A 12,691-nucleotide genomic window follows, 5' to 3' on the forward strand; every position below is an offset into this window, starting at 1 on the left:
GGACTCTCCGGGACAACAAGTACATACATAGAGGCGACGGTTGACAGGAACCCGGTGCGATTCCGGGGCGGTCCCGCCACTGTGACCGGACGCCGCCCGGCGTGCGGAAGCCAGGAACTGGGCCGTCGTACTCCTGCTTCGGGGCGTGGAACCCCAGAAGGAGGCTCTACGACATGTCACCGCACACCGCGGCATCAGACACCGCGGCACCGCACACCGACGGCGCGGCGGCCCAGGCCGCCACGGCATCGGCCCGTGACTGGCTCATCGCGTCGGCCGCGGTCATCATCGCGTTCCTCGCGCTCTACGCGGTCTTCATCGACAACGGCTCGCTGATCTCGGCGACCGGCAGTTATCTGCACGAGTTCGCCCACGACGGCAGGCACCTCCTCGGTGCCCCGTGCCACTGACCGGGGACGGACGCGGCGCCGTGCCATCCCCCTCGTCCTCACCCGTCCTGCCCCTGCTCGGCCGTGGTGTGGTGGCGGGAGGAGCGGCGGGCCTCGCGGCCGGTCTCTTCTCCCTGCTGCTCGCCGAGCCGCTGATGGACCGGGCGATCCGCGCGGAGGAGAAGAAGCACGCGCCGGGGGGTGCCGCGGAGCACCACGAGGAGCTGTTCACGCGCTCCACCCAGCACGCGGGCCTGGTGGTCTCCGCGGTCGTCGCCGCTCTGGCCATCGGCGTCCTGTTCGCGGTGGCGTACGCCCTGGTGCACCGCCGCGACCCGTACGCGAACCCGTGGCCGCGCGCCCTGGCCTTCGCGGGAGCCGCGTTCCTCGCCGTCTCCCTGCTGCCCGGTCTGCGCTACCCGGCGAACCCGCCGGGCGTCGGCGACCCGGCCACGGTCGGCGACCGGCAGGCGATGTGGCTGGCGGCCATCGCGATCGGCGTACTCGGCATGTTCCTGGTGCGGCAGGTGTACGTACGCCTGTCGGCCAGATCCGTTCCGGTGCGGCAGATCGCGGCGGCCCTCACGACGGTCGCCGTCCTGGCCGCGCTCTTCCTGCTCCCGGACAACCCCGACCCGGTCCCGGTCGACGCGACGCTCCTGTGGGAGTTCCGCGTCGTGTCCGTCGCCTCGCACGTCCTGCTGTGGGCCGTGTTCGCTGCGGTCTTCGGAGGCCTGGGCCTGCGGGCCGTCCGGGAAGGGGCCGCAAGGGGTGCCACCGTGGGCGCGAGCGCGGCGGGAGTGCCCTCGCGCCCCGGCGTCACCCCTACGGCCCCACCCCGGTGAGGTAGGCGGAGACCACGACGTTCGCCGAGTACGTCTTGCTCGCCCGGTCGAACGTGCCGCCGCAGGTGATCAGGCGGAGTTCGGCGCGGCCCTCCTCATGGGGGCCGTACGCCTTCTTCGCGTCGAAGCGGTCCCGGCTGAGGACCTGGACGTCGTCGACGGTGAACTCCGCGACCGAGCCGTCGTCCCGGGTGACGTGGATCTTCTCGCCGGGCCGCAGGGCGCTGAGGTCGTAGAAGACCGCGGGGCGCGTCTCGGTGTCGACGTGGCCCACGAACAGGGACGTGCCCGCCGCTCCCGGGCGCGTCCCGCCGCCGTACCAGCCGACGGAGCCCGCCTCCTCGAACGACGGCGGGTCGATGGCGCCTTCCTGGTCGAGGCCGCGGGTGATCACGGGCGCCCGCACCTTCAGCGAGGGGACGTCCACGCGCTGCGGCTTTGCGGCGCCCATCGGCTCGTGCGCGTCCGGGAGTTCGACGGCGAACGGGCGGCCCACCGCGGCCACGTCACCGGTCGTGGGCTCCGAGACACCGCCGCGTACGTCGGTGATCTCGCTGCCCCACAGCCAGAGCCCCACGAGCAGCAGCGCCCAGGCGACCCCGGTGAGGAACCGCCCGTGCCCCGCCTGCTGTCCCGCCGGCTTCTCATGTCCCGACACGTCGGCCGCCGCCCGTCACTCGGAGCGGCGGCGGCGGACACTGCGGAACGCCACGGCCACGGCCGCGACACCCGCGAGCACCAGGCCGATCACCGCGTGCGGCGTGCCGGGTCCGGTCTCCTGCTGGGCGTGCGCGGCCAGTTGAGCGGTGCCGCCGCCGCCCGCGCGGACCGGTGACACGGGCTCTCGCCGGTGGCTGCCCACCTGCACGGTGCCCGCGCCCTGGTGGGGGTGGCCGTCGCAGATGACGGTGACGTCGTACGAACCCTCGACGCCGCCCCGGATCGTGGCGGAGCCGTTCAGCGAGTACTTGTCGCCGTCCCTGCCGGTGAGCTTCGCGTCCCCCGTGAAGGCGCCGGACCCGGCGGAGCCGGTCGTGCCGTCACAGCCGGAGACGCTGATCTCCACCTTGGCACCGGGCTCGGCGCGGGACGGGGACACCGTGGCATGCACCTTGTCCTCGTCATGGGCGTACGCGGGCGTCATGGCGACGACGGGGAGCGCGGCGAGGACAGCCGCCCCGGCTATGCCACGCAGGGTGAGTGTTCCTCTACGCATCGTGAACCTCCTGTTTCGAGGTTCACGCGCACCGGCGCCGCACGCCTCCCGTGTGCGGCAAACGGGTGGTCTTCGCTTCGGAAACGCGCGTCACGAACGCGCGTCAGATCCGGTCGACGAGATCGGCGATGGAGTCGACCACGTTCGAGGGCCGGAACGGGTGCTGGTCGATGTCCTTGCGGGAGGTCAGCCCCGTCAGGACCAGGAAGGTCTCCATCCCGGCCTCGAGGCCGGCGAGGACGTCGGTGTCCATCCGGTCGCCGATCATGGCGCTGGTCTCCGAGTGCGCCCCGATGGCGTTCAGGCCCGTCCGCATCATCAGGGGGTTCGGCTTGCCCGCGAAGTAGGGGTTGCGTCCCGTGGCCTTGGTGATCAGCGCCGCGACGGCGCCGGTCGCGGGCAGGGGGCCCTCCGCGGAGGGTCCGGTCTCGTCCGGGTTCGTGCAGATGAAGCGGGCCCCGCCGTTGATCAGCCGTACGGCCTTGGTCATGGCCTCGAAGGAGTACGTACGGGTCTCGCCCAGGACCACGTAGTCCGGGTCGTGGTCCGTCAGTACGTACCCGATGTCGTGCAGGGCGGTGGTGAGACCGGCCTCGCCGATGACGTACGCCGTGCCGCCGGGGCGCTGGTCGTCCAGGAACTTCGCGGTGGCGAGCGCCGAGGTCCAGATGTTCTCGACGGGCACGTCGAGGCCCATGCGGTTCAGGCGGGCCTGGAGGTCGCGCGCGGTGTAGATCGAGTTGTTCGTCAGGACCAGGAAGGGCTTCCCGGACTCCCGGAGCCTCTTGATGAAGGCGTCGGCGCCGGGGATCGGCACGCCCTCGTGGATGAGCACGCCGTCCATGTCGGTGAGCCACGATTCGATGGGCTTGCGCTCTGCCATGGGGTGCACTCCTGCGGTGTACGGGTTGGCTGGGGCGCCGGGACAGCGCTGTGCCGACGCCCCCACCCTAATCAGGATGCGGTGATCGTGACCCCGTCGATCACCCAGTACCAGTTGTTGCCGCCGGTGTAACGGAAGCGGACCTGGGCTTTCGTGGCTCCCGCGGGCACCTGGAGGGCGATCTTCTCGACGACGGAAGGGGTGTCCGCGGTGTACGTCTTCACCGCGACCGGAGCCCCTCCGTCGTACGAGACGAGCACCTCGCCCTTCTGCGGGGCCTCCTGGCGGTAGTACGTCGTGTACGTGAGGGTGGCCTTCGCGCCGCCGCGCACGGCGTACGCGGGACTGACCAGCGTGGAGTCGAAGGTCCCCGAGAAGGCCTTGTCGGTCCACTCGTCGCCGTCGGCGACCGCGAAGACGTTCCGGGCGCGGATGTTGAGTTCGCGCTGCTGGTCGCGCTCGGTCTTGGTCCAGAACTCGTCCGTGGTGAACGACCAGCCGCGCCATTCGGTGATGCCGCCCGTGCCCATCTGGGAGTTGTCGACGCTCCAGCCGCCGGGCGGCGTGTGCGTGAAGCCGATGACCCCGGCGCCGACTCCGGTCTCGTCGACGGGCCCCGTCAGCTTGGCGCGCAGGGCGTCGAACGCGTCCGGCGTGGGCTGCTGCACGGGCCGTCCGTCCAGGCCCCAGGCCGGGTCGATCGCGATGCCGAGGTGGGCGAGCGCGCTCGCGGCGATGTCGGGCATCCGGACGTCATGGCGCACCGAACCCGCCGTGACCGCACCGCCGGTGGCGATCATGAAGGTCTGGCGCTCGGGCCAGCTGGAGCCGCCGTGGCCGCCCGGGTCGGTGTGCCCGTGGTCGGCGGTGATCATGATGAGCCAGTCCTCGGAGCCGTACGTGGCACGGGACTTGACCGCGGCGACGATCTGCCCGACCTGGGCGTCGGCGCCGTGGATCGCTTCGAGATAGGCCTGGCTCGCGGCGCCGCTGTCGTGGCCCGCGTGGTCGATGTTGTCGAGCTGGACGAAGACCGCGTCGGGGTTGCCGCTCTTGACCTCGGCGACGGCGCGGGTGGTGGTTCCCGCGTCGTACTCGGCGGACGGGGTGGAGACCCGGGCGTCGACCTTCGCGGAGAAGATGATGTCGGTGATGGGGTTCCAGGACGCGACGGCGTAGGTCCGCAGGCCGGGCTTGGCGGCCTCGATCCGGGTCATGAAGTCCGGGTAGGCGGCGAGGTCGTGCCCGGTGAACTCGTTGTTCACGACCTTGTGCTTGTCGGGCCACACGCCCGTGATGAGCGTCGACCAGCCGGGGCCGGACGAGGTGGGCGCGAGCGGATTGGCGTAGATGCTGCTCGGCGCGGTCAGACCGGCGCTCATCAATGCCTTGAGCGCGGGCGCGTCGGCGTCCTTGATTCTGCCGAGCAGGGCGCCGTCCAGGCCTATCACCAGGACCTTGGGGGTCTTGGCCGCGGCCTTGGCGACGGCGGCGAGCGGGCCCGCGGCCACCGCGAGGGCGGCGGTGGAGACGGCGGTGGAGACGAGGAGCGAGCGGCGGGTGATGCCGTGCGACGACACGTGGTCCTCCGGAGTTCGTAGGGGGTTGGCGCACACCAACGCCCCCGGAGAACCAGGGGCGTTGGGTCCATACCCGTTATCTTTTCGCTACCGAGCGCCCTGGGCCAAGGGGGCGGCGGTGAACTCTCGGTTGCCGAGTGAACTCTCGGTTGCCGGGTGAACTCTCAGCTACCGGTCGCCGACTTCCAGTCCTCCACGTACGTCTGGAGGTTCTTGGAGATGTCCGACCAGTCGGGCTCGAAGACCTCGACGCCGTCGACGATCTTGTCGAGCGCGACCGCGTTGGCGTCGGTGGCCTTGATGTCCTTGCGCGCGGCGAAACCGCCGCCGATCTCGCTGACCTGCTGCTGGGCCTTCTGTCCGAGCAGGTAGTCGAGGAACTTCTTGGCGTTGGCGGAGTGCGGGGCCTTGTTCACCAGTCCTGCCGCGTAGGGCAGCGCGAAGGTGGTGGGCTTGCCGCCTTCCTTGGCCGGGAACCAGATGCCGAGGTTCGGCATGTCCTTGGACTGGGCGTAGTTCATCTGGACGTCACCGTTGGCGGCGAGGAGTTCGCCCTTGTCGACCTTGGGCGCCAGCTTGCCGGTGGAGGCGGAGGGGCCGACGTTGTTCGTCTGGAGCTTCTCCAGGTAATCCATGGCGGGCTTCTTGCCGCCGAAGTCGTGCATCGCCTTGATGAGCACGGCGGTGCCGTCGCCCGCGACGCCGGGCGTGGAGTACTGGACCTTGTCCTTGTACGCGGATCCGGTGAGGTCCTCCCAGCTCTTGGGCGCCTTGCCGCCGCCGAGCTCCTTCTTGTTGTAGATGAACCCGAAGTAGTTGTTCACGACGGAGGTCCACTTTCCGTCGGCGGCCTTGTCGGCGCCGTCGACCTGGTCGGATCCCTTGGGCTTGTAGGACTGCAACAGGCCCTTCTCGTCGGCCTGCTGGATGAACGGCGGCAGGGTGATGATGACGTCGGCCTGCGTGTTGGACTTCTCGCGGACGGCGCGCTGCACCATCTCGCCGGAGCCGCCCTCGACGTAGTTGACCTTGATGCCGGTCTTCTTCTCGAAGTCCTTGAAGACCTGGTCGTACCAGCCGTCGCCGTTCTCGCCCTTGAGGCCGTCGGCGCTGTAGACGGTGACTTCCTTCGCGTCGGACGCGGAGGAGTCGCCGCCGCACGCGGTGAGGGATCCGGCGAGGACGAGACTGCCGGAGAGGGCGGCGAGCGTTCTGATGCGGGTTGCGTGACGGGGCATGGCGTTTCGTACTCCTTGGACGTCGTGGGTTCGGTCAGCGGTAGGAGGCGCGGGTGCGGATGCGGGAGACGCCGAAGAGGACGAGCAGCGTCGCCGCCATCAGGACGACCGCGACGGCGGCGCCGGTGAAGAGGGAGCCTCGGTCGGTCGCCGCGTAGATCTGCACGGGCAGCGGCATCCAGTCCGGCGGGTAGAGCATCATCGTGGCGCTCAACTCGCCCATGGAGAGCGCGAAGCAGAGGCCGGCCGCCGCGGTGAGCGACGGCAGCAGGAGCGGCAGCTTCACCTTCCACAGGACGTACGAGGGCCGGGCACCGAGCGATGCGGCGGCCTGTTCGTACGCCGGGTCGAGTCGCACGATGGCAGCCGAAACCGACTGGTAGGCGAACGCCGTGACAAGAAGGGTGTGCGCGAGGATCACGATCCAGCGGGTGCCGTTGAGGATCATCGGCGGCTTGCTGAACGCGACGAGGATCGCGAGCCCCACGACCACGGACGGCACGGCGACGGGCAGCATGAAGAGGGTGTCGAGCACCCGCTTGCCTCCCCTCTTCAGCGAGGCGGCCGCGAGCGCGGCCCAGGACCCGACGGCCAGCGCGAGCAGACTCGCGCCAACGGCGGTGACCAGGCTGGTGGTGAGCGCCTTCAGCGAATCCCCCCGGGTGGCGGAGGCGTAGTGCTCCGTGGTGAATCCGGAGGGAAAGGCGCCGGACCACTGCGAGGAGAACGAGGCGGCCAGGATCACGAGAAGGGGAAGCGCGAAGAGAGGCAGAAAGAGGACGAGGAAAAGAACCCAGGTCGCCCACTTCCCCTTGCGGCTATGCACCAACACGGCGGCTCACCACCCGGTAGAGGCTGTAAAGACCCACGGAGATCGCGATGTTGACGACGGCGACGACGCAGGCGGCCGGATAGTCGGACTCCAGAATCGCTTTGCTGTACACGAGCATGGGAAGGGTCGTGACCCCCTTCGCTCCGGTGAAGAGGACGATCCCGAATTCGTTCAGACACATGACGAGTACGAGGCTGCCGCCGGCGGCGAGGGCGGGCAGCGCCTCGGGCAGGATGACCCGCCGGACGATGCGGCCGGGCCTCGCCCCGAGGCTGGAGGCGACTTCGAGCTGCGCGGTGTCGATCTGCGAGAAGGCGGCGAGCAGCGGGCGCATCACGAAGGGCGTGAAGTACGTGATCTCGGCGAGGAGAACGCCCCACGGAGTGGTCAGGAACTGGAACGGCCCTTCGGCGGCCCCGGTCGCGTCCGTCCACATCCCGTTGGCCATTCCCTTGGTGCCGTAGATGAACAGCAGGGCGAGGGTGATGAGGAAGGACGGAAAGGAGAGAAAGACGTCGATGAACCTGGCGACGGCTTTCCCTCCCGGGAACGGCACGAAGGAAATGATCAGCGCGAGCGCGAACCCGAGCACGAGACACCCGACGGTGGACCCCACGGCCAGCCACACGGTGGTCCCGAGCGCCTCCCGAAACGCCTCGGACCCGAACACGTCGGAGTAGGGCTGAAGAGAGGTCCCTCCGGTATCCGGCTGGACGGACTGCTGGACGACGAGGGCGAGGGGATAGAGAAAGAAGAGGGCGAGCAGCGCGACGGGGGGCAGGGCCCAGACGAACCGGGGCACGCCCCGCTTCCTCTGCTCCGGCCGCTCCGGCCGCTGTTGCTGTTGCTGTGGGCAGGCGTCCCGCAAGGCGGGACGGGTGGGCACAGCCGCCACCGCCGGATCACTCTCAACGAGGCGTCCACCAGAGCTATCCATCGGTCACCCCCGCAGACAGCAGCACAGCGTCCTCGGGCGCAAAGTGCAGCGTGACCTCGTCACCGATACCCGGCGGATTCCGAAGCTCCCGAAGGTCCGCCTTCACCCGCTGCCCGCCGACATCGACGTACAACCGATGGGTGGCCCCCCGCCACTGCACCTCGGCAACGCTCCCCGTGAGGGGATTGGGGCCCTCCCCCAGGCCGACCAAGTGCGGCCGTACGCACAACGTGGCGGAGGCACCCGCGGCCACCTCCCCCGTATCGACCTTCAGGTCCGCCCCGCCGAACGAAACGGCACCCGAACCCACCCGCACCGCGAGGAGATTCGCATTGCCCACAAAAGAAGCCGTGAACTCCGTCCGAGGCGCTCGATAGAGCTCCTGCGGAGTCCCGCAGTCCCGCAACCGCGCCTTGTCCATGACGGCGATACGATCCGCCAGGGTCAAAGCCTCCACCTGGTCATGGGTGACGTACAGAATGGAGACGTCGGGCAACTCCCGGTGCAACCGGGCAAGTTCTCCCAGCATCCCCGACCGCAACTGCGCGTCGAGCGCGGAAAGCGGCTCGTCCAGCAACAGCACCCCCGGCCGGATGGCCAACGCCCGCGCGATGGCGACCCGCTGCTGCTGCCCCCCGGAAAGCTCCCGGGGAAACCGTTTGGCGTACGAGGCCATCCCCGTCATTTCCAGCGCCTCGCCGACCCGCCCCGGAATCTCGGACTTGGCGACCTTCCGCGCCTTCATGCCGAAGGCGACATTGTCGGCGACCCGCATGTGCGGAAAGAGCGCGTACTGCTGGACGACCATCCCGATCCCCCGCTGATGCGGCGCAAGCCCCGTGACGTCGCGCTCCCCGATGTACACCCGCCCGGACGCGGGCCGCACGAACCCCGCGACGGCCCGCAGCGCGGTGGTCTTGCCCGAGCCCGAAGGGCCGAGCAGGGCCATGACCTCGCCGGGCTCGACGGTCAGGTCGAGCGAGTCCAGGACGGTGTTCTTGCCGTAGGCGACCGATACGCGATCGAAGCGGATGCCGCTGCTCATCCCTCGACACCCCTGAGAACAGCGGGCAGTTCGGCGACGGAACCCAGGACGTGGGTGGCGCCCGCGGCCCGCAGGGCCGCGTCGTCGTGCGCCCCCGTCAGCACACCGGCGACGACCGAGGCGCCGGAACGTACGCCGCTGAGCATGTCGTACGCCGTGTCCCCCACGACGGCGACCTCCCGCACGCCGTCCACGGCCGCCGTCCGCAGGAAAGCGCTCAGCACCATGTCCGGGTACGGCCTCCCCCGGCCCCCCGCGTCGGCGGGGCACAGCGTCAGCTCGACCAGGTCGCGCCATCCGAGGGCGTCGAGGATGGCGTCCTGGGTGATCCGCGCGAACCCGGTGGTGAGCACCACGGTCCGCCCCTCGCCGCGCAGCTCCTCGATGGCCTCGCGGGCGCCGGGGATCGGCGCGATCCTGCCGCCGTCGACGAGCTCCCCGTACGCCTTCTCGAAGGCGACGTTGGCCCGCTGGGCGAGCGCTTCGTCCCCGAACAGATACCGGAAGACGGAGATCTTGGACTCGCCCATCGTGGCGCGCACGTAGTCCAGCTTCTCGGCGTGGCCGGCGGAGCCCGGTTCGACGCCGAGGTCCCGCGCGGCGGCGGAGAAGGCCTGCTCGACGAGGCCTCCGTCCGCGACGGTCGTGCCCGCCATGTCGAGGACGACAAGCCCATGACGACGCACCGTGGTCGACTCCCTCACCGTTTCCCTCACCATGTCCCGCACCATCTCCCTCACCAGCCCAACTCGTCGGCGGTCTGCTCCGCGATCGCGGGCGAGCACGTCATGCCGCGCCCGCCGGGCCCGGTGACCAGCCACACGCCCTCGCGCACCTGCTGGCGGTGCACGACGCGGGTCGTGTCCACGCACTGCGCGTACACCCCGGCCCAGCGCCGCTTGATCTTGGGCAGCGGGTGGCCCAGGAAGCCCTCGACGACCTCGGTCAGGTGGTCGTAGGGGTCTTCGAGGGTGTCGAAGGCGAAGGGGTGCTCGTACTCGTGGGTGTCGCCGATGGTCAGGCCGCCGTCCTCGCGCTGCACCATGAGCAGCTGCATCTTGTGCTCGGCTGCGGTCGGCGGCTGCGGCTGCCCTGCGTTGAGCGCGTCGAGGGCGTCCGACGTGTAGGCCGGGTAGTAGCGGAAGCTGTCGGCGTCGGCGACGGAGGTGGTGAGCGCCTCACCGAGGGGCTCCGTCTGCATCATCTGGAGCCGTACGCGGCGCACGGGCAGGTCAGGCCCCGCCAGCTCGCGCACGAGCCCGCCGAGCCAGGCGCCGGTGGCGAGCACGACGACGTCACCGGTGTGTACGTCACCGTGGTCGTCCCGCACCGCGTTCTCACCGACGACGTCGCGCACCTCGCGGCCGGGCAGGAAGGTGTAGCGGGGCGAGGCCAACAGCGCTTCCCGCAGCCGCAGTTGGGCGACGCGCGGCTCCACGGCCGCGTCCCGCTCGCACCACAGCCCCGCGATGAAGTCGCCCCGGAGCGCCGGGTTGAGGGCGCGGGCCTCGTCGGCGCCGAGCAGCTTGTAGCCGCGGGCCGCCGCGTCGGGGCGGGCCAGGGCGGCCTCGGCGACCGCGCGCTCGCGCTCGTTGCGTACGAGGGTGAGGGAGCCGTTGGCCCGGAAGCCGATGCCCTCCACCCTCGCGCCGATCTCCTCCCACAGCTCGCGGGCGCGCAGGGCGGTGTCCAGCTCCTCGCCACCGGCGCGGCCACTCACCCATATCTGCCCGAAGTTGCGCAGCGAGGCTCCTCGGGCCTCGCTCTCGCGCTCGATCTGTACGACCTCGTGGCCGCGTTCCACTGCGTGCCAGGCGTGCATGGTTCCCACCACGCCGGCTCCTACGACGATGACTCTCACGACGGCAACGCTGCTGGGGACGAGTGACCCGCCGTGGTCCTGACGGCAACGGGATGGTGAACGGGCACCCAAGCTTGGCCTAGACCCGTTATCTTTGCGTTACTTATCCAGGAGTTGCTCGGGACTTCTGGAGCTCAGTCGCCGCCGTTGCCCAGGTGGGTGGTGAAGGAGAACCGGTCGCCGCGGTAGAGGGTGCGGACCCGTTCGAGCGGGTGGCCCGAGGTGTCGCGCGAGACGCGGTGGATCAGCAGCATCGGCAGCGCGGGCGGGGTGCCGATCAGGAGGGCCTCGCGGGGGGTGGCGAGGACGGTCTCGATGCGTTCGTCGGCGTCACCGAAGGCGATGCCGAGCTGATCGCGGAGGTAGGCGTAGAAGGAGGAGTCGGGCTCGAAGTCCCGGTCGAGCGCGGGGACTCGGGCCACGGAGACGTACGTACTCTCAAGCCCCACCCGCTCCTCGTCGGCGAGCAGCACACGCTCCATGTGCCACACGGGCTCGCCCTGCCCGACCCCGATCTCGGCGGCGAGGGCTTGCGGGGCGGGGAACCGGTCGAGGGAGATGAGATGCCGCCCCGGGGTGCGCCCCTGCCGCCGTACGCCCTCCGTGTAACTCGCGAGGGACAGCGGCTGCTCCAGCTTGGGGCCCGCGACGACGGTGCCGCGCCCCTGCCTGCGCAGCCGCCCTTCGAGCAGCAGCTCACGCAGCGCCTGCCGCACGGTCTCCCGGGCGACTTCGTACCGCACGGCGAGATCCCGCTCGGTCGGCAGCGTCTGCCCGTCCCCCAACTCCTCTATGAGGTCGGCGATTTTGGCCTTCACCGCGTAGTACTTCGGGATGCGGCCGTGCTCGGGGATGCCGGAGCGGATGGGGGCGCCGGGGGCCTGTTCGAGCAGGTGCGCGGGAGGGTTCGGGGAGTTCGGGGAGTTCGGGTTGTCCACGCAGGGATGTTCGCAGACGTACGTGAACAGGTAGGTGAACGGAGGGTGCGGCGGGCTGCTCCCTGGCCTCCGTCAGCACCTCCGTCAGCGGTTCCGTCAGCGGTTCCGCGCGGCCCGCACCCGCCGGGTCCCTACGACGAGGGCCCACCCCCCGGCGAACAGCGCACCGGCGACGGCACTGACGCCGAGGAGGGCGCGGGGTCCTGTGGCGGCGAGTTCATCGCCGTAGGAGGACCCCCCGGCGTCAGTGCGCTCCCGCCCGCCGTCGGAGCCGCGGCTGTCGCTTCCGTCGGGTGCGGGTTCCTGGTTGCGGCCGGGTTCACGCCCAGATCCGACACCGGAATCGGAATCGTCGGATTCAGCATCGGAATCGAGATCCGCATCGCCGCTACCAACGTCACTACCGCCGTCGATGTCGAGGTCGATGTCGAACGGATAGTCGTCGGACTCGCCCACCCAGTCGCCGTCGTCGTCGCGGCGCTGGACGACGGCGGCGGAGATGACAGCGTGCTCGGACTTGGCGGCGGAGGTGAAGGAGAGGCGCACCTTGACGGTGCGGGTCTTCCCCGCCTTGACCGTGAACCCAGGGAATCCGTCGTCGAAGACACCGACGTTCTCGTCCTGGTCGGTCCGCTCGAACTCCACGGGGTGCCAGCGCTTGCCCTCGCGGAACTCCAGCTGGATCTGCCGGGGCCGCAGCTCGCGTTCCTTGTCGACGATGACGACGACCGGGTGGATGCTGGCGCAGGTGCCGCGGGTGGTGTTGGCCAACTCGACGGACCAGCTCCGGTAGCCACCCCCGGCTTCGTAGGCGGCGGGCCCCCCGCGGATCCGGGTCCCGATGGGGAAGCCCTGCCCGTTGGGCGCGGAACAGGTCGGAGGCTGAGCGGCACTCACCCCCTGCACACCTACCGGCAACCCTTCAGC

At 70.2% G+C, this 12,691-nt stretch carries 14 protein-coding genes and 1 riboswitch; of the genes, 2 read left to right on the forward strand and 12 right to left on the reverse strand.

Annotation, left to right across the window (positions count from 1 at the left end; genetic code table 11):
• Positions 1-20 precede the first annotated feature (20 nt).
• Positions 21-142: riboswitch (cobalamin riboswitch) on the forward strand.
• A 31-nt stretch (positions 143-173) separates the two neighbouring features.
• On the forward strand, positions 174-410 hold the full coding sequence (locus ACFUPX_RS26685) for a CbtB-domain containing protein (protein WP_383327664.1): 237 nt from the start codon (positions 174-176) through the stop codon (positions 408-410).
• A gap of 20 nt (positions 411-430) precedes the next feature.
• A complete protein-coding gene (locus tag ACFUPX_RS26690; RefSeq protein WP_383327667.1) occupies positions 431-1,234 on the forward strand; it encodes a CbtA family protein in 804 nt (267 codons plus the stop codon).
• On the opposite strand, the gene ACFUPX_RS26695 is transcribed toward ACFUPX_RS26690, so the two are convergent.
• The 12 genes from ACFUPX_RS26695 to ACFUPX_RS26750 form a co-directional block, all read right to left on the reverse strand.
• Positions 1,215-1,892 (reverse strand): class F sortase, encoded by a 678-nt coding sequence (locus tag ACFUPX_RS26695; RefSeq protein WP_383327671.1) that lies wholly within the window; start codon positions 1,890-1,892, stop codon positions 1,215-1,217. The two genes, ACFUPX_RS26690 and ACFUPX_RS26695, sit on opposite strands and share 20 nt — an antisense overlap.
• 15 nt (positions 1,893-1,907) lie before the next feature.
• Complete coding sequence (locus ACFUPX_RS26700) at positions 1,908-2,450, reverse strand: hypothetical protein (protein WP_383327674.1); 543 nt, start codon at positions 2,448-2,450, stop codon at positions 1,908-1,910.
• Positions 2,451-2,553: 103 nt separating this feature from the next.
• A complete protein-coding gene (locus tag ACFUPX_RS26705; RefSeq protein ID WP_383327677.1) occupies positions 2,554-3,333 on the reverse strand; it encodes an HAD-IIA family hydrolase in 780 nt (259 codons plus the stop codon).
• A 71-nt stretch (positions 3,334-3,404) separates the two neighbouring features.
• Positions 3,405-4,913 (reverse strand): alkaline phosphatase family protein, encoded by a 1,509-nt coding sequence (locus ACFUPX_RS26710; protein WP_383327680.1) that lies wholly within the window; start codon positions 4,911-4,913, stop codon positions 3,405-3,407.
• Between the two features lie 164 nt (positions 4,914-5,077).
• Positions 5,078-6,151 (reverse strand): 2-aminoethylphosphonate ABC transporter substrate-binding protein, encoded by a 1,074-nt coding sequence (locus ACFUPX_RS26715; RefSeq protein ID WP_383327683.1) that lies wholly within the window; start codon positions 6,149-6,151, stop codon positions 5,078-5,080.
• A 34-nt stretch (positions 6,152-6,185) separates the two neighbouring features.
• Positions 6,186-6,983 carry an ABC transporter permease gene (locus ACFUPX_RS26720; RefSeq protein ID WP_383327686.1) on the reverse strand — a complete coding sequence of 266 codons (798 nt, stop codon included), beginning with the start codon at positions 6,981-6,983 and terminating at the stop codon, positions 6,186-6,188.
• Positions 6,970-7,920, reverse strand: coding sequence for a 2-aminoethylphosphonate ABC transporter permease subunit (locus tag ACFUPX_RS26725; protein WP_383327689.1), 951 nt, complete (start codon positions 7,918-7,920; stop codon positions 6,970-6,972). Before ACFUPX_RS26725 ends, ACFUPX_RS26720 begins: the two co-directional genes overlap by 14 nt.
• Positions 7,913-8,965, reverse strand: coding sequence for an ABC transporter ATP-binding protein (locus ACFUPX_RS26730; RefSeq protein ID WP_383327692.1), 1,053 nt, complete (start codon positions 8,963-8,965; stop codon positions 7,913-7,915). Before ACFUPX_RS26730 ends, ACFUPX_RS26725 begins: the two co-directional genes overlap by 8 nt.
• Positions 8,962-9,684, reverse strand: a complete 723-nt coding sequence (locus ACFUPX_RS26735; protein WP_383327695.1) for a phosphonatase-like hydrolase — start codon at positions 9,682-9,684, stop codon at positions 8,962-8,964. Before ACFUPX_RS26735 ends, ACFUPX_RS26730 begins: the two co-directional genes overlap by 4 nt.
• Positions 9,685-9,701: 17 nt before the next feature.
• A complete protein-coding gene (locus tag ACFUPX_RS26740; RefSeq protein WP_383327698.1) occupies positions 9,702-10,826 on the reverse strand; it encodes a TIGR03364 family FAD-dependent oxidoreductase in 1,125 nt (374 codons plus the stop codon).
• 134 nt (positions 10,827-10,960) lie between these two features.
• A complete protein-coding gene (locus ACFUPX_RS26745; protein WP_383327701.1) occupies positions 10,961-11,764 on the reverse strand; it encodes a GntR family transcriptional regulator in 804 nt (267 codons plus the stop codon).
• Positions 11,765-11,860: 96 nt separating this feature from the next.
• Positions 11,861-12,661, reverse strand: coding sequence for a hypothetical protein (locus ACFUPX_RS26750; RefSeq protein WP_383327704.1), 801 nt, complete (start codon positions 12,659-12,661; stop codon positions 11,861-11,863).
• Positions 12,662-12,691: the final 30 nt, after the last annotated feature.

Origin of the sequence: Streptomyces sp. NPDC057302 (assembly GCF_042667685.1) — a bacterium.
In the GTDB taxonomy this organism is placed as follows: Bacteria; Actinomycetota; Actinomycetes; order Streptomycetales; family Streptomycetaceae; genus Streptomyces.

Bases quoted from the DNA above. Each gene is read 5' to 3' on its own strand.
- ACFUPX_RS26685 (WP_383327664.1), top strand. From the start codon at position 174: ATGTCACCGCACACCGCGGCATCAGACACCGCGGCACCGCACACCGAC.
- ACFUPX_RS26700 (WP_383327674.1), bottom strand. From the start codon at position 2,450: ATGCGTAGAGGAACACTCACCCTGCGTGGCATAGCCGGGGCGGCTGTC.
- ACFUPX_RS26705 (WP_383327677.1), bottom strand. From the start codon at position 3,333: ATGGCAGAGCGCAAGCCCATCGAATCGTGGCTCACCGACATGGACGGC.
- ACFUPX_RS26715 (WP_383327683.1), bottom strand. From the start codon at position 6,151: ATGCCCCGTCACGCAACCCGCATCAGAACGCTCGCCGCCCTCTCCGGC.
- ACFUPX_RS26725 (WP_383327689.1), bottom strand. From the start codon at position 7,920: ATGGATAGCTCTGGTGGACGCCTCGTTGAGAGTGATCCGGCGGTGGCG.
- ACFUPX_RS26730 (WP_383327692.1), bottom strand. From the start codon at position 8,965: ATGAGCAGCGGCATCCGCTTCGATCGCGTATCGGTCGCCTACGGCAAG.
- ACFUPX_RS26735 (WP_383327695.1), bottom strand. From the start codon at position 9,684: ATGGTGAGGGAAACGGTGAGGGAGTCGACCACGGTGCGTCGTCATGGG.